Annotated in this window: 11 protein-coding genes; 7 read left to right on the forward strand and 4 right to left on the reverse strand. The window is 60.6% G+C overall.

The features are described 5' to 3' along the window. Positions 1–311: 311 nt before the first annotated feature. The 5 genes from PMI34_RS21850 (at position 312) to PMI34_RS21830 (ending at position 5,852) form a co-directional block, all read left to right on the forward strand. Positions 312–1,028 (forward strand): ABC transporter permease, encoded by a 717-nt coding sequence (locus PMI34_RS21850; protein WP_008047412.1) that lies wholly within the window; start codon positions 312–314, stop codon positions 1,026–1,028. A gap of 20 nt (positions 1,029–1,048) precedes the next feature. Then, positions 1,049–1,942 carry a glycine betaine ABC transporter substrate-binding protein gene (locus tag PMI34_RS21845; RefSeq protein ID WP_008047413.1) on the forward strand — a complete coding sequence of 298 codons (894 nt, stop codon included), beginning with the start codon at positions 1,049–1,051 and terminating at the stop codon, positions 1,940–1,942. 12 nt (positions 1,943–1,954) lie between these two features. Beyond that, complete coding sequence (locus PMI34_RS21840) at positions 1,955–2,608, forward strand: ABC transporter permease (protein ID WP_008047415.1); 654 nt, start codon at positions 1,955–1,957, stop codon at positions 2,606–2,608. Next, a complete protein-coding gene (locus tag PMI34_RS21835; RefSeq protein ID WP_008047416.1) occupies positions 2,605–3,762 on the forward strand; it encodes an osmoprotectant ABC transporter ATP-binding protein OsmV in 1,158 nt (385 codons plus the stop codon). The genes PMI34_RS21840 and PMI34_RS21835 overlap by 4 nt, the downstream gene beginning before the upstream one ends. Positions 3,763–4,688: 926 nt before the next feature. Beyond that, entirely contained in the window at positions 4,689–5,852 is a 1,164-nt protein-coding gene (locus PMI34_RS21830; RefSeq protein WP_008047417.1) for a type III PLP-dependent enzyme, read from the forward strand. Between the two features lie 159 nt (positions 5,853–6,011). Here PMI34_RS21830 and PMI34_RS21825 read toward each other — a convergent pair whose 3' ends face one another. Together PMI34_RS21825 and PMI34_RS21820 are read right to left on the reverse strand one after the other, a co-directional pair. After that, positions 6,012–6,716, reverse strand: coding sequence for a tetratricopeptide repeat protein (locus tag PMI34_RS21825; protein WP_050562093.1), 705 nt, complete (start codon positions 6,714–6,716; stop codon positions 6,012–6,014). 57 nt (positions 6,717–6,773) lie between these two features. Beyond that, positions 6,774–7,454 carry a Fe2+-dependent dioxygenase gene (locus tag PMI34_RS21820; RefSeq protein ID WP_008047419.1) on the reverse strand — a complete coding sequence of 227 codons (681 nt, stop codon included), beginning with the start codon at positions 7,452–7,454 and terminating at the stop codon, positions 6,774–6,776. 206 nt (positions 7,455–7,660) lie between these two features. On the opposite strand from PMI34_RS21820, the gene PMI34_RS21815 reads away from it, so the two are divergent. Together PMI34_RS21815 and PMI34_RS21810 are read left to right on the forward strand one after the other, a co-directional pair. Next, positions 7,661–9,985: a TonB-dependent receptor gene (locus PMI34_RS21815; protein ID WP_008047420.1), complete on the forward strand. Its 2,325-nt coding sequence runs from the start codon at positions 7,661–7,663 to the stop codon at positions 9,983–9,985. 178 nt (positions 9,986–10,163) lie between these two features. Further along, the gene (locus PMI34_RS21810) at positions 10,164–12,692 is read left to right on the forward strand and encodes a PepSY domain-containing protein (RefSeq protein ID WP_008047421.1); all 2,529 of its coding nucleotides are present in this window, start codon (positions 10,164–10,166) and stop codon (positions 12,690–12,692) included. A gap of 123 nt (positions 12,693–12,815) precedes the next feature. Here the strand turns inward: PMI34_RS21810 and PMI34_RS21805 are convergent, their stop codons facing one another. Further along, complete coding sequence (locus PMI34_RS21805; RefSeq protein ID WP_008047422.1) at positions 12,816–14,357, reverse strand: alkaline phosphatase D family protein; 1,542 nt, start codon at positions 14,355–14,357, stop codon at positions 12,816–12,818. 250 nt (positions 14,358–14,607) lie between these two features. Then, the gene (locus PMI34_RS21800; RefSeq protein ID WP_008047424.1) at positions 14,608–16,347 is read right to left on the reverse strand and encodes a PTS fructose-like transporter subunit IIB; all 1,740 of its coding nucleotides are present in this window, start codon (positions 16,345–16,347) and stop codon (positions 14,608–14,610) included. Positions 16,348–16,355 lie beyond the last annotated feature (8 nt).

Here is a 16,355-nt window from a genome sequence, read left to right on the forward strand (position 1 = left end):
ACCACCGTTCGCCCGTAGCAGCAGCCTCGCAGGCTCGGCAGCTGCTACGTGAATCGAGGTGCGACGACAGGTGGCCAAATAATGTTGGATTGGGGAACCTTTTAAAGCACGGAGACGTCCACTCCCCCGTTACGACCACTCGTCGGGGGCCTGAAACACCTGCAATTCGGCCTGACGAGGCTGTGCTCATGGCTCGATTGCACGCTGCTTTGCCGGCCTGCCCGAGCTGCTTATCGCGACATTTTTTCGGCAGCCAAGCAAGGCGTTGCCACACGAAAAAGTGTTCGCCGACTGAAAAAAGGAGTCCGCCTGTGGCTATCCACTATGGCAAAGGGCTGATAGGAGGCGCGCTGGTAATCGCCCTTCTGGCCCTGCTGATCCAATGGATCGGCATCAACACGATCGAACACTACCGCGACGATTTGTTGTTTTACCTGCAAGCTCATCTGGTTCTCGTCCTCGCTTCCATGCTGGCCGCCCTTGTCGTGGGCATTCCTGCCGGCATCCTCCTCAGCCGCCCGTCCATGGTCGGCCGCGCCGAACGCTTCATGCAGCTCTTCAACATCGGCAACACCGTTCCGCCCCTGGCCGTCCTGGCCATCGCCCTTGGCATCCTCGGCATCGGCAGCGGCCCTGCCATCTTCGCCCTGTTCCTCGCCTCCTTGCTGCCCATCGTGCGTAACACTTATGAAGGCCTGAAAAACGTTCAGGGCTCGCTCAAGGAAGCCGCCGTCGGCATCGGCATGACCCCGCGCCAGGTGCTGTGGAAAGTCGAATTGCCCAACGCGGTGCCGATCATCATCGGTGGCGTGCGCGTGGCATTGGCGATCAATGTCGGGACGGCGCCGCTGGCGTTCCTGATCGGCGCCAACAGTCTCGGCAGCCTGATCTTCCCCGGCATTGCCCTGAACAATCAGCCGCAATTGCTGCTCGGCGCGGCCTGCACCGCCCTGCTGGCCTTGTTGCTCGACGGCCTGGTGACACTCGCCAGCCGCCTCTGGCTCGAACGCGGCTTGCGCCCGTCTTAAGCCTCGGCAAAGGAATCGTCATGAAAACTTCAAGCTTTTTACTAGGCTGCGTCCTGCTGTTCGCAGGATTTGCCCAAGCCGCTGACAAACCCTTGATCCGCATCGGCGCCCGGGTGTTCACCGAACAGACCCTGCTGGCGGAAATCACTTCGCAGTACCTGCGCACCAAGGGTTACGAGGTGCAAGTGACCGGTGGTCTGGGCAGCAATCTGGCCCGTAGCGCCCACGAAAGTGGCCAGCTGGACATGCTCTGGGAATACACCGGCGTTTCGCTGGTGGCCTACAACCATGTCACCGAAAAACTCGACAGCGAACAGTCCTACGCACGAGTAAAAGAACTCGACGCGAAAAAAGGCTTGGTCTGGCTCACCCCGTCGAAATTCAGCAACACCTACGCCCTCGCCCTGCCGGAGAACGTCGCCGACCAATACCCGCACATCAACACCATCAGCGAACTGAACAGGGTGCTGCGCAAGGAAGCCGAGACCAACAACCTGGTGGCGCTGGATACCGAGTTCGCCAACCGTTCGGACGGTCTTGATGGCATGGTCCAGCTCTACGACATGAACCTGACCCGCAAGAACGTCCGGCAGATGGACGCCGGCCTCGTCTACACCGCCTTGCGCAACGGTCAGGTGTTTGCCGGTCTGGTCTACACCACCGACGGTCGCCTCAACGCCTTCAAACTGAAGCTGCTGGAAGACGACAAGCATTACTTTCCCGACTACACCGCCGCACCGGTGGTGCGTCAGGCCTACCTCGATGCGCATCCGCAGTTGGCCGCACAGCTCAAGCCGCTGGCGGAACTGTTCGACGACAACACCATGCGCGAACTCAACGCCCGGGTCGACGTCGAGCACCAAAGTCCTTCAGCCGTTGCCGCCGATTTCCTGCACCAGCACCCGATCAATTAAGGAGGAAAAGTCATGGAATTCCTGAACGCCTTTTCCCATCTCGACTGGCCATTGGTCTTACACCTGACGTGGCAACACATCACCCTGGTCGGCATCGCCGTGTCCCTGGCGATTCTGGTCGGCGTGCCATTGGGCATCCTGATGACACGCTTCCCGAGCCTCGCCGGGCCTTTGCAGGCCAGCGCCACGGTGCTGCTGACCGTACCGTCGATTGCCCTGTTCGGCCTGCTGCTGCCGTTCTACTCAAAGTTCGGTCAGGGCCTGGGGCCGATGCCGGCGATTACCGCGGTGTTCCTGTACTCGCTGCTGCCGATCATGCGTAACACCTACCTGGCCCTGACCAGCGTCGAGCCGGGCATCCGCGAAGCCGCCCGCGGCATCGGCATGACCTTCGGCCAGCGCCTGCGCATGGTCGAGTTGCCCATCGCCGTGCCGGTGATCCTCGCCGGTGTGCGTACCGCCGTGGTGATGAACATCGGCGTCATGACCATCGCCGCCACCATCGGCGCCGGCGGCCTGGGCGTACTCATCCTCGCTTCCATCAGCCGCAGCGACATGTCGATGCTGATCGTCGGCGCCGTACTGGTCAGTGTGCTGGCGATCATCGCCGACCTGATCCTGCAAGTGCTGCAACGCTCGTTGACTCCAAAAGGACTCCTCAAATGATCGAACTTCAAAACCTCAGCAAGACCTTCCAAAGCAACGGCAAAGATGTGAAAGCCGTGGACTCGGTGAGCCTGACCGTCAATGAAGGCGAAATCTGCGTGTTCCTCGGGCCATCGGGTTGCGGCAAAAGCACCACGCTGAAAATGATCAATCGCCTGATCAAACCGACCTCGGGCAAAATCCTGATCAACGGCGAAGACACCACCGGCCTCGACGAAGTGACCCTGCGTCGTAACATCGGCTACGTGATCCAGCAGATTGGTTTATTCCCGAACATGACCATCGAGGAGAACATCGTCGTGGTACCGAAACTGCTCGGCTGGGACAAGCAGAAATGCCAGGACCGCGCCCGCGAGTTGATGAGCATGATCAAGCTCGAACCCAAGCAATACCTGCATCGTTATCCACGGGAATTGTCCGGTGGGCAGCAACAGCGGATCGGCGTGATTCGCGCACTGGCCGCCGATGCACCACTGCTATTGATGGACGAGCCGTTCGGGGCGGTCGACCCGATCAACCGCGAGATGATCCAGAACGAGTTCTTCGAAATGCAGCGGGCGCTGAACAAGACCGTAATCATGGTCAGCCACGACATCGACGAAGCGATCAAGCTGGGCGACAAGATCGCGATCTTCCGCGCTGGCAAACTGTTGCAGATCGATCACCCGGACACCTTGCTCGCACACCCGGCGGATGAGTTTGTCAGTAACTTCGTCGGCCAGGACAGCACGCTGAAACGCCTGCTGTTGGTGAAAGCCGAAGACGCGGCGGACAACGCACCTTCCGTCAGCCCGGAAACGCCAGTGGCCGAAGCGCTGGAGTTGATGGACGAGCATGACCGACGCTACGTGGTGGTCACTTGTGCCGAGAACAAAGCCCTGGGTTATGTACGACGTCGCGACCTGCACCGTCAGACCGGCACCTGCGCGCAGTACCAACGGGAGTTCAACGCCACGGCGGCGTACGACGAACATTTGCGCATCCTGCTGTCGCGCATGTACGAGTTCAATCGAGCGTGGTTGCCGGTGATGGATGCCGAGCGGGTGTTCCTTGGCGAAGTCACTCAGGAGTCGATTGCGGCTTACCTGAGCTCAGGTCGTTCGCGCGGGATGAAGACCAACATCGTGTCGCCTGCCGAGGCAGTGGTCGCCTGACAGCTCACATTACCGGGTAAAAATACAAAACCTGTGAGAGCGAGCTTGCTCGCGATGGCACCATTTCAGGCAACTACGATGCCGGCTGTGAAAATGTCATCGCGAGCAAGCTCTCTCCCACAGGTTCTGTGCGTTTTTCCAGTGATTCGCAGGCCGGAAAAAAATATCAACAGTAGCGTCTGCAAAAGCTATCTGGAAACACGCTCCGGAATAGTCAAATCCCCCCTCAGCCTACCTTTTCGCTGCCAACGTCGCCCATATTGTCGCCATCGTACTTCCTAGTGACTTAGGGTACAAAAGCGTCGAACGTGCAGGTATTTTTAACACTTCATAAATCTTCGGGAACATCCGACTGTCATCTGTGTCGGTTACAAAGAGTAATGCTAGTAACGCGCGTCAGAAGAGTGCAAAAACGCGACATTTTTTGTTGATCTCAAGCCCCTCACGCCCTAAAGTTCGCGCCGAACGTCCATGCTGGAAACGATCCATCCGGCTCAAGTACTGACGACGAGACAGCAAGGCCAAGGGAAAGCTGCACTTCCCATGGCCTTTTTGCTTTCGGCGACATGCCTTGGGAAGTAGGCGAACCAAAGTGGGGATACGGAGGACGTTCAGGAGGGTGTGTCATCAATGAATTCACGAGTACGCCGGAGCCTGCTTTTGCGCAGGGTAAGGCGCGAGGACCGAAGTTTGGTTGTTCCAAATAAGGTACGAGTAACGCAGCCCTGCGCAAAAGCAGGCCCGGCCCTTCGGGTTGTGTCTGAGCGCGCGCCATGCTGCGTTGTAGGCCTTGCGAAGGGAGTGGCCATTAGCGGCGGCCTACGCCTTGCCTGGCACGCGCTCAGGCGCAACGTACTCGCGAATTCATTGATGACACACCCTCGCACCCATTGTTTTTACTCGTTTGCCATTAGGAGCTCCCAGGTATGTCGATCCAGGTCGAAGACTATTTCGCGCGCGAAACCTTTCAGAAAATGAAGGCGTTCGCCGACAAACAGGAAACCCCGTTCGTGGTGATCGACACTGCGATGATCAGCCAGGCCTATGACGACCTGCGCGCCGGTTTCGAATTCGCCAAGGTCTACTACGCGGTCAAGGCCAACCCGGCTGTGGAAATCATCGACCTGCTCAAAGAAAAAGGCTCGAGCTTCGACATTGCCTCTATCTATGAGCTGGACAAAGTGCTGGGTCGCGGCGTCAGCGCCGACCAGATCAGCTACGGCAACACCATCAAGAAATCCAAGGACATCCGCTACTTCTACGAGAAGGGCGTGCGCCTGTTTGCCACCGACTCCGAAGCCGACCTGCGCAACATCGCCAAGGCCGCCCCGGGTGCTAAAGTTTATGTGCGCATCCTGACCGAAGGCTCGACCACCGCCGACTGGCCACTGTCGCGCAAATTCGGCTGCCAGACCGACATGGCCATGGACCTGCTGATCCTCGCTCGCGACCTGGGCCTGGTGCCTTACGGCATCTCGTTCCACGTTGGCTCGCAGCAGCGCGACATCAGCGTCTGGGACGCGGCGATCGCCAAGGTCAAAGTGATCTTCGAACGCCTGAAGGAAGAAGACGGCATTCACCTGAAACTGATCAACATGGGCGGCGGCTTCCCGGCCAACTACATCACCCGCACCAACAGCCTGGAAACCTACGCCGAGGAAATCATCCGCTTCCTCAAGGAAGACTTCGGTGATGACCTGCCGGAAATCATCCTGGAACCAGGCCGTTCGTTGATCGCCAACGCCGGTATCCTGGTCAGCGAAGTGGTACTGGTCGCACGTAAATCCCGTACCGCGGTAGAGCGTTGGGTGTACACGGATGTGGGCAAGTTCTCCGGCCTGATCGAAACCATGGACGAAGCCATCAAGTTCCCGATCTGGACCGAGAAAAAGGGCGAGATGGAAGAAGTGGTCATCGCCGGCCCTACCTGCGACAGCGCCGACATCATGTACGAAAACTACAAGTACGGCCTGCCGCTGAACCTGGCCATCGGTGATCGCCTGTACTGGCTGTCGACCGGTGCGTACACCACCAGCTACAGCGCCGTCGAGTTCAATGGCTTCCCGCCGCTGAAGTCGTTCTACGTGTAAATACATCACGCAGAAAGCAAAAAGCCCATGACACGTCATGGGCTTTTTTGTTTACGCAAATCCCTGTGGGAGCGAGCTTGCTCGCGATGGCGATAGGTCAGTCAACATTGATGTTGAATGTCATGACGTCATCGCGAGCAAGCTCGCTCCCACAAAGACTTAAGGGACTGGGGTTAATTCGACGACTCGATGATGGAATTCGTGGGCCAGTGCCTGGATCCTCGGATCGACCGCGCCCATCAGCGCCTGACTCGCCACTCGCAGAAAGTTCGGGTTGCCAGCGGCCAACGCCTTGCGCAGCCAGACCAACGCATCCTCGATATTCCCTTCGTCGGTCAAGACCGCTGCAAAGCTGAACTGCCCGCGAAAGTCCCCGCCTTCGGCCGAACGCCGATACCAGTCACGGGCCGCTGCCGGATCCGCCGGACAGACCCGCCCTTCTTCCAGATACCGCCCCAACAGATTCATCGATTTTGCATGGCCCAACTCAGCCGCACGGCGATAGAGACTCAGTGCTTGAAGCTGGTCCTCAACCACCCCGCGACCGGTCGCCAGCAGATTGGCGTAGTTGTACATCGCCCAATCCAGTCCGGCCTGCGCCGCGATTCGATAATGCCGTGCAGCAAGTGATGCATCGGCAGCACAGCCCCAACCATGCTCATGACAACGGCCGAGCATGTTGCGCGCCATCAGGTGACCCTGGCGCGCGGCGATGCCGAACCAGCTCAGCGCCAGCGGCTTGTCCTGCGCGATCCCCTGGCCGTCGAGCAGAATCTGCCCGAGCAAGGCCTGGGCCTCGACCTCACCTTCTCGCGCGGCAATCAGGATAGCCTGGGCCGCCCGGGCCGGACTTTCGTCGAGCATCGCGCGCAGGCGCTCACCGTCGAGAGTTTCCTCGCGGCGTAAACGAAAATCCGCCACTTACACCTCGACCCAGCGACGCAACAGGTTGTGATAAGTACCGGTCAAGCGGATCAGCGATGGATGATCGGGCACATCGCGGGTCAGCTGCTGGATGGCCCCGTCCATCTCGAACAACAGGGCGCGCTGGCTGTCTTCACGCACCAGGCTTTGGGTCCAGAAAAACGAGGCCAGTCGCGCTCCCCGCGTAACCGCGTTGACCTTGTGCAGGCTGGTACCGGGGTACAACACCATGTCGCCGGCGGGCAGCTTCACCCGTTGGGTGCCGAAGGTGTCCTGGATCTCCAGCTCGCCGCCGTCGTAATCCTCCGGCTCGCTGAAGAACAGCGTGGCGGACAAATCCGTGCGCACCCGCTCGATGCTGCCCTTGGGTTGACGCACCGCGTTGTCGATATGGAAGTCGAAACTGCCACCGGCGGTGTAACAGTTCAGCAACGGAGGAAAGACTTTGTGCGGTAAGGCAGCTGACATGAACAGCGGATTTTTCCACAGCCGTTCCAGCATCGCCGCGCCGATCTCCTTGGCCAGCGGATGCCCTTCCGGCAGCTGCAAATTGTGCTTGGCTTTCGCCGACTGGTAGCCCGCGGTGATCTTGCCATCCGCCCAATCGGCCTGCTCCAGAGCCTCGCGAATGCGCTGCACCTCGTCTTTTTCGAACAGGCCGGGAATGTGCAGCAGCATGACAAGACACCTGAAAACAAAGGGGCGCCAATGGTATTGATTCTTATTGCCTGTGTAAAACCCATCTGACGAATGAGTCAGCAAAAACCGTAAGGTTAAATTGTAAAGAATGTAAATTAAGTGCGAATAGTAATGTTTCGCAATTGTTACGAATACGTATTTACCCTATATTCCGCCGCCTCAAATCCTGGGGGAGGGGAATTCAAATGTCGCGTCAACAACCACAAGTACCGGTCAGTTCACCACGTTTGCTCGCATCGGCCATCGGCATGGCGATTACTGCCGGCTCTGCGGGCCATATGGTTTTCGCGGCGGAAAAAACCGACGAAAAAGCACCGGACAATGTGATTTCGCTGGGCGCCACCGCCATCACCGGCGAAGCCCAGGACGAGACGACCTACAACGTCGAAAAGGCCTCCTCGCCCAAGTACACCGCCCCGCTGATCGACACGCCGCGCTCGGTAACCGTCATTCCGCAACAGGTTCTCAAAGACACCGGCGCCCTCAACATGCAGGACGCATTGCGTACCGTTCCAGGCATCACCTTCGGTGCCGGTGAAGGTGGCAACCCCCAGGGTGACCGTCCGTTCATCCGCGGCTTCGACGCCCAGGGCGACACCTACCTGGACGGCGTGCGCGATACCGGCTCCCAGAGCCGAGAGATCTTCGCCGTTGAATCGATCGAAGTCAGCAAGGGCCCGAACTCCGCCATTGGCGGTCGTGGCGCAGCGGGCGGCAGCATCAACCTGGTCAGCAAGAAAGCTCACCTGGGCAATTCGCTCGACGGTGGTTTCACCTGGGGCTCCGACCAGACCCAGCGCTACACCTTCGACGGCAACTACCAGTTCACCGACACCGCCGCTGGCCGTCTGAACCTGCTGAGCCACGAGAGCAACGTCGCCGGACGTGACAGCGTCAACTACGACCGCTGGGGTGTTGCACCGTCCCTGGCTTTCGGCCTGGGTACGGACACACGCGTCAACCTCGACTACTACCATCTCGAAAGCAACGACCTGCCGGACTCGGGTATTCCGTACTCCATCCCGGTCGGTGGCTCGGCTGCCCGTACCAAGGCCAACCCGGACAAGCCGAATGACGGCGGCGACAGCAGCAACTTCTATGGTCTGACCGATCGCGACTTCCGCAAGACCCGCACCGACACCGCGACCTTCGCCATCGAGCACGACCTGAGCGACGCGCTGACCGTCAAGAACACCCTGCGTCACGGCACCAGCATGCAGGACTACATCCTGACCCAGCCGGACGACAGTAAAGGCAACGTCAACAACGGCAGCGTCTGGCGCCGGGCGAACACCCGTGTGAGCAACACCGAGACCACCACCAACCAGACCGATCTGTTTGGTGATGTGTACATCGCCGGGTTCAAGAACAGCTTCTCCACCGGTGTCGAATACACCCACGAGGAAAGCGAAAAGTCGACGTACAACGTCAACACGGACACCACCCCGAGAACGGCAGCAGCGACCACCAACTGCTCGCCGGCCCTGATCGGCGCGCCAAGCGGTTACAACTGCACCTCGCTGTCCAACCCGAACCCGAATGATCCGTGGAGCGGCGCCATCTCGCGCAACTATGCCGGCACCGATACCAAGGCCAACACCTACGCGCTGTATGTGTTCGACACCCTGACGTTGTCCGAGCAGTGGCTGGTGAACATGGGCCTGCGCTACGACCATTTCGACACCGAATACAAAACCTTCAACGGTTCCAGCGTGACCACGTCCAAGGGCGATGACACCAGCGAATTCGTTACCGGTCAGTTCGGCGTGGTGTACAAACCAGCCGAAAACGGCAGCATCTATGCGTCTTACGCGACGTCCGCCACGCCACCGGGCAATACCCTGGGCGAAGGTTCGGAAGGCAACCCGCTGGGCGGCACGCCGGATCGCAACGGCAACCTGCTCAAAAGCGACATGGAGCCGGAAACCACCAAGAACTACGAAATCGGTACCAAGTGGGACCTGCTGAACGATCGTCTGTCCCTGACTGCCGACATCTTCCGCACCGAGAAAGAAAACGCTCGTGTGCAGACCAATACCACGACGTACGAAAACGTCGGCAAAACCCGCGTTCAAGGTGTCGAACTGTCGGCCACCGGCAAACTCACCGACAAATGGCAGGTCTTCGCCGGTTACGCCTACATGGACAGCGAGCAAATCGATGGTGGTGACCTGCCGGCCAACAAAGCCAACAACGGCAACGAACTGCCAAACACGCCGAAAAACAGCGCCAGCCTGTGGACGACCTACCAGGTCACGCCAAAGCTGACCATCGGTGGCGGTGCGTTCTATGTCGATGACGTGTTCGGCAGTGCCGCCAACACCACCATGGTTGATTCCTACGTTCGTTACGACGCAATGGCGGCCTACAAGCTGAGCAAAAACGTCGACCTGCAACTGAACGTGCAGAACCTGACCGACGAAACCTACTACGACAAGGTGTTCTCGACTCACTTCGCCAACCAGGCGGCCGGTCGCACCGCTTTGCTGAGCACCAACTTCCACTTCTGACAGGTGTCGAAACTGTGGGAGCGGGCTTGCTCCCACAAAAGAGGATGAAGTTGAAATCAGGTCAGGCCCCGTTCATACCGTGAACGGGGCTTTTGTGTGTAAAAAAGAATGCTTCTCGACAACCCCACGGCATAATGCGCGCCGTGATGAATCAATTTGAACGAACAAGGCGAGCGACGTGTTGAAGAAAACCCTGTTCCAGTTGCACTGGTTTTTCGGCATCAGCGCCGGGCTGGTCCTGGCCCTGATGGGCATCACCGGGGCGGCGGTGTCGTTTCAGGATGAAATCCTGAGCACACTCAATCCTTCTGTTTTACAGGTCGAGAAACAGGTCGCCGGTGTGCTGCCGCCCGTCGAACTGGTGGAGCGAATCGAAGCCGCATCGGGCAAAAAAGTCTCGATGCTCACGGTGGAAACCGACAGCGGCAACGCCGCCAAAGTGTGGTTCACCCCGCCGCCGGGTGAACGCCGTGGCGAGATGCGCTACTTCGACCCGTACACCGCCAAATTCCTCGGCGACGCCACCGGCCAGGGCTTTTTCGGCCTGATGCTGCAACTGCACCGCTTCCTCGCCATGGGTGACACGGGTCGGCAGATCACCGGTGCGTGCACGCTGATCCTGGTGTTCTTCTGCCTGTCCGGCCTGTACCTGCGCTGGCCTCGCCAGTGGAAAAGCTGGCGCGCCTGGCTGACCCTGGACTGGAAGAAAAAGGGCCGCAGCTTCAACTGGGACCTGCACTCGGTGGCCGGCACCTGGTGCCTGGTGTTTTACCTCCTGGCGGCACTGACCGGGTTGTCCTGGTCCTACGAGTGGTACAACAAAGGCCTGACACGCTTGCTCTCCGACTCTGCGCAGAGCGAACGCGTGCGCGGCGGTCGCGGCCCTGCGCCGAGCGGTCCGGCACCGACGGCCGATTACGCGGCAATGTGGAGCAGCATCTACAGCGCGGCCGGTCCGCAGCTCAGTTCCTATAACGTACGCATGCCCCCCGTGGCCGGCCAACCCGCGACCGTGTACTTCCTGCTGAAAACTTCGCCTCACGACCGCGCCCTGAACCAGATCACCCTCGACCCGGCCACCGGCGTGGTCAAGCGCGTTGATCGCTACAGCGACAAGAGTCTCAAGGCGCAACTGCTGACCAGCATCTATGCGCTGCACGTCGGCAGTTACTTCGGCATCGTCGGGCGCATCATCCTGACCATCACCGCGCTGACCATGCCGCTGTTCTTCGTCACCGGCTGGATGCTGTACCTGGATCGTCGCCGCAAAAAACGCCAGATCAAGGATGCGCGCAAAGACCTCGTGCAAACCGCCAGCGATGCGCCTGCGTGGCTGATCGGCTTCGCCAGCCAAAGTGGTTTTGCCGAGCAGCTGGCATGGCAGACCGCCGGGCAATTGCAGGCCGCAGGCTTGCCGGTCAAAGTGCAGCCGTTGGCGGACGTCAGTGAGCAGGACTTGCATGAATCGAACAATGCCTTGTTCGTCGTCAGCACCTTCGGCGACGGCGAAGCACCGGACAGCGCCCGTGGGTTCGAGCGCAAGGTACTGGGCCGGGCACCGAGCCTGGGACGCCTGAATTACGCCGTCCTGGGGCTAGGCGACCGGCAGTACCAACACTTCTGCGGTTTCGCCAAACGCCTGCACGCCTGGCTGGGCGAACAGGGCGCAAAGACCCTGTTCGCCCCGGTGGAGGTCGACAGCGGTGACCCTTACGCCTTGCGTCACTGGCAACAGCAGTTGGGCCTGTTGACCGGCCAGGCCCCCGTGGATACCTGGCAAGCGCCCAACTACGACAACTGGACTCTGCTGCGTCGTGAACTGCTCAACCCGGACAGCAGTGGTTCGCCGGTGTACTTGTTGGGCCTCAAGCCTCCTTCCACCAGCAGCTGGCTGGCGGGCGACCTGGTGGAAGTGATGCCGCGCAATTGCCCGTGGGCCATTGAGCACTTCCTCGACGGAATGGGGATCCACGGTGAAACCAGGGTGCAACTCAACGGCCTGGAAGAAACCCTCGAACAGGCCCTGGCCAGCCGCCAGTTGCCGGAGAACCGCGCCCACCTGGTCGGCCTGCACGCGCAGGCGCTGGTAGAGGCCCTCGTGCCGTTGGCCATGCGCGAGTATTCCATTGCCTCGATCCCGGCCGATGGCGTGCTGGAATTGATCGTGCGTCAGGAAGTGCATGCCGACGGCAACCTCGGCGTCGGTTCCGGCTGGCTGACCGAACACGCGCCGGTGGGCAGCTCCATCAGCCTGCGCGTGCGGCGCAACAGCGGTTTCCATCTGCCGGCCCAACCGGTGCCGATGATCCTGCTGGGCAACGGCACGGGCCTGGCCGGGTTGCGCAGCCTGCTCAAGGCACGGATTGCCGATGGTCAGCAACGCCACTGGCTGCTGTTTGGCGAGCGCCATCGCGAGCACGATTACCTGTGCCGCAAGGAACTGGAGGAGTGGCTGATCAATGGTGATCTGGCGCGCCTTGACCTGGCGTTTTCCCGCGACCAGGCCGAAAAGATTTATGTACAGGATCGCCTGCGTGAATCGGCAGCCGAACTCGAGAAGTGGCTGGCGGACGGTGCGGTGATCTACATCTGCGGCAGCCTTCAAGGCATGGCTTCGGGCGTGGACCAGGTGCTCAACGAGGTACTGGGCGCCGCCAAAGTGGAGCACCTGATCGAACAGGGCCGCTACCGCCGCGACGTGTACTGATTCACTAGGTTCCCTGTGGGAGCGAGCTTGCTCGCGATAGCGGAGTGTCAGGCGACATCACGGTTGAAAGTGATGACGCCATCGCGAGCAAGCTCGCTCCCACAGGGGCTTTGAGTCCAGCGATCAAACCGGCTGCAGCTTCTGCTCGAACACCGACACCCCGTCCAGATCCCGTAACACCACGCTCAACTCCCCGCTCTGCCCATCGATATTCACCTCGCCAAAAAACTGAAACCCGGCAAACGGCGAGACGTTCTGCGCTGGCGGCGCCTTTTCGAACACCACTTCAGGACCAAAGGTTTTATCCAGCGTGTTCGGTCCAAAGCTTCCGGCATTCAGCGGCCCGGCAACGAACTCCCAGAACGGTTCGAAATCCTGGAACGCCGCCCGATCCGGGTGGTAATGATGGGCCGCGCAGTAATGCACATCCGCGGTCAGGAACATGAAATTGCGCACCTGCTGCGCCCGCAGGAAACCGAGCAGTTCGGCGATTTCCAGTTCGCGCCCCTGAGCCGGGCCGGGGTCACCGTTGGCCACCGCTTCCCAGCGCGCGACACCGGGGCTGACCTCGCCGTCGGGCACGCCGAGGCCAATGGGCATGTCGGCGGCGATCACTTTCCATTGCGCCTTCGAGGCCTGCATTTCGCGTTTGAGCCAGTCCAGTTGCTCACGCCCGAGGAAGGGTTTTTCAGCGCCCAGATTGTCATCGTTGGCCCCGCGATAACTGCGCATGTCCAGCACGAAAACATCGAGCTGCGGCCCGTAACCCAGTTTGCGATAGATCCGCCCGCCACCATCGGCGCTCTGCAAGCGCATCGGTGCATATTCGAGCCAGGCCTGGCGTGCGCGGCCCACCAGGCTGTGGATATCCTTGTCCTGGTAACGCGCATCCAGCTGCTTGCCCGGCGACCAGTTGTTCACCACTTCGTGATCGTCCCACTGCCAGATCTGCGGGACCTCGGCGTTGAAGCGACGGATGTTTTCGTCCATCAGGTTATAGCGGTAATTACCGCGATACTCATCGAGGGTCTCGGCGACTTTGCTCTTGGCCTCGGTGGTGATGTTGCGCCACACCCGACCGCCTTCGGTGGTGAGCTGCGCCGGTATCGGGCCGTCGGCGTAAATGGTGTCGCCGCTGTGGATAAAAAAGTCCGGCAAACGCAGGCGCATTGCTTCGTAAATGCGCATGCCACCAATGTCCGGGTTGATGCCGAAGCCCTGGCCGACGGTGTCGCCGCTCCAGACAAAACGGAGGTCGCGCCGGGTTTGCGGCACGCTGCGCAAGTGACCGAACCAGGGCTCGCTGGCAACGCCGCTCTGGGCGTCCTCGAACTGCACGCGATAGAAAATCGCCTGGTCGGCGGGTAGCCCGGTGAGTTCGACCCGCGCAGTGAAATCGGTGCGCGCATCGGCCAGGGACGAGACGAATCGCCGGGGGTTGGGAAACAGGCTGCGGGTGTCCCACTCCACCACCATCCGCGCGGGGCGGTCGCAGCGACTCCAGATGATCGCCCGGTCGCCCAGCAGGTCGCCGGACTGCACGCCGTCGGTGAGTTGCGGCCGATCCTTGACCGAAGCGATCACCGCCGGCGCCAGCCCCGGCAACAACAGCCCGGCGCCGACCGCTTGCATGACACGACGGCGCCCGAGGTTGAAATCGCTCATGGTGTTCTCCCTGAAAAAGGAAAAACTAAAGCATGGCCGTGTGACCCACACATGACACGCAGAATCCGCATTTTGTAGCAGCTGCCGAAGGCGGCGTTCGGCTGCGCAGCAGTCGTAAAATCAGAGTTCGCGGTACGTCAGAGAGATCGTGCAAGCCGGATTTACGACTGCTACGCAGCCGAACGCAGGCTTCGCCAGCTGCTACAGGGGATCGCATTTCATATGTAGGAGCTGGCTGCGATCTTTTGATCTAGGCCTTGGCCGGCTCCAGTGCCAACTCCACATCTTCCGGCCGCTTGACCAGCGCATACGCCACCGCCGTCAACAGGCTCCCCGCCACAATCGCTAGCAAATAAAGCAGCGCATGGTTGATCGCATTCGGGATCGCCATCACGAACAACCCTCCATGGGGCGCCATCAGTTTGCAGCCGAAATACATCGACAGCGCACCGGTCAGCGCACCGCCGGCGATGCTCGCCGGAATCACCCGCAGCGGATCCTTGGCTGCAAATGGAATCGCCCCTTCGGAGATGAAGCACAGCCCCAGCACCAGCGCTGCCTTACCGGCCTCGCGCTCGGTCTGGGCGAACTTGCGTCGGGCAATGAACGTGGCGATGCCCAGGCCGATCGGCGGCACCATGCCGGCCGCCATGGTCGCCGCCATCGGCGCGTAACTCTGCGACGCCAGCAAGCCCACCGAGAAGGCATAGGCCGCCTTGTTGATCGGCCCGCCGAGGTCGACGCACATCATGCCGCCCAGCAGCACACCCAGCAGAATCGCGTTGGTGGTACCCATGCTGTCGAGGAAGTGCGTGAGCCCGGCAAGCATCCCGGCCACCGGTTTGCCGACCACGTAGATCATCACCAGACCGGTGAACAGACTCGCCAGCAGCGGGATGATCAGGATCGGCTTGAGCGCCTCAAGACTTTGCGGCAATCGCGCATAACGGTTGATCGCCTTGGCCGCGTAACCGGCAAGAAAACCTGCAATGATCCCGCCGATGAAACCGGCGCCCAGGGTGCTCGCCAGCATGCCACCGATCATCCCCGGCGCGAGGCCCGGACGGTCGGCAATGGAATAGGCGATATAACCCGCCAACAGAGGCACCATCAGCTTGAACGCAGTGTCGCCGCCGATCTGCATCAACGCCGCCGCCAGCGTGCCCTCTTCCTTGAACGCGGTGATGCCGAACACGAACGACAAGGCGATCATCAAGCCGCCGGCGACCACCATCGGCAACATGAACGACACGCCGGTCAGCAGGTGTTTATAGACGCCCGTCTTCTCCTGTTTGGCCGTTGTTTTGCCAACGCTCGATGCGCTTTCCTGCTGGCCTTCGGCCAAGGCCTTTTTCAAGGTCGCCTCTGCTTGCTTGAGGGCAATGCCGGTGCCACAGCGATAGATTTTCTTGCCGGCGAAACGCTCGGTGGCGACTTCGATATCGGCCGCCAGCAGCACCACATCGGCCTCGGCAATCGCTTCTGCGCTCAACGGATTGCGCGCACCGACCGAGCCCTGGGTTTCCACCTGCAGGTCATAGCCCAGGCGCTTGGCCGCTTGCTGCAAGGCCTCGGCGGCCATGAACGTGTGAGCGACGCCCGTCGGGCACGCGGTGACGGCCACCAGTCGCGGCGTGTTCCGGACAACCGCCACAGGTTCGACGACGGCCTCTTCGGCGGCGTAAACCTGAGCCTCCTGTGCTCCACGCCGCAGCACGGATTCCACGTCCTGCAGGGCTTGGGCCGGAGTACTCTGGAACACCCGCTTGCCGACAAACCGCGACATGTCCACGGGCGCGCTGGTCACCAGCAGCACCCACTCGGCCGCGTCGAGGATGGCCGCCGACAGTTGTTTTTCGGGATGCGCGGCATCGGTGACTTCGACACTTGTGCTCCAGCCCTGGCGCTGGGCCGCGGCATCGAGCAGCCGGGCACACAGCACACTGGTGACCATGCCGTTCGGGCAGGCCGTAACGATGGCTAACTTCATGACAAACC

This window comes from Pseudomonas sp. GM74, from assembly GCF_000282455.1.
Lineage (GTDB): Bacteria > Pseudomonadota > Gammaproteobacteria > Pseudomonadales > Pseudomonadaceae > Aquipseudomonas.

Bases quoted from the DNA above. Each gene is read 5' to 3' on its own strand.
- PMI34_RS21845 (WP_008047413.1), top strand. From the start codon at position 1,049: ATGAAAACTTCAAGCTTTTTACTAGGCTGCGTCCTGCTGTTCGCAGGA.
- PMI34_RS21840 (WP_008047415.1), top strand. From the start codon at position 1,955: ATGGAATTCCTGAACGCCTTTTCCCATCTCGACTGGCCATTGGTCTTA.
- PMI34_RS21835 (WP_008047416.1), top strand. From the start codon at position 2,605: ATGATCGAACTTCAAAACCTCAGCAAGACCTTCCAAAGCAACGGCAAA.
- PMI34_RS21830 (WP_008047417.1), top strand. From the start codon at position 4,689: ATGTCGATCCAGGTCGAAGACTATTTCGCGCGCGAAACCTTTCAGAAA.
- PMI34_RS21825 (WP_050562093.1), bottom strand. From the start codon at position 6,716: ATGCTCGACGAAAGTCCGGCCCGGGCGGCCCAGGCTATCCTGATTGCC.
- PMI34_RS21820 (WP_008047419.1), bottom strand. From the start codon at position 7,454: ATGCTGCTGCACATTCCCGGCCTGTTCGAAAAAGACGAGGTGCAGCGC.
- PMI34_RS21815 (WP_008047420.1), top strand. From the start codon at position 7,661: ATGTCGCGTCAACAACCACAAGTACCGGTCAGTTCACCACGTTTGCTC.
- PMI34_RS21805 (WP_008047422.1), bottom strand. From the start codon at position 14,357: ATGAGCGATTTCAACCTCGGGCGCCGTCGTGTCATGCAAGCGGTCGGC.
- PMI34_RS21800 (WP_008047424.1), bottom strand. From the start codon at position 16,347: ATGAAGTTAGCCATCGTTACGGCCTGCCCGAACGGCATGGTCACCAGT.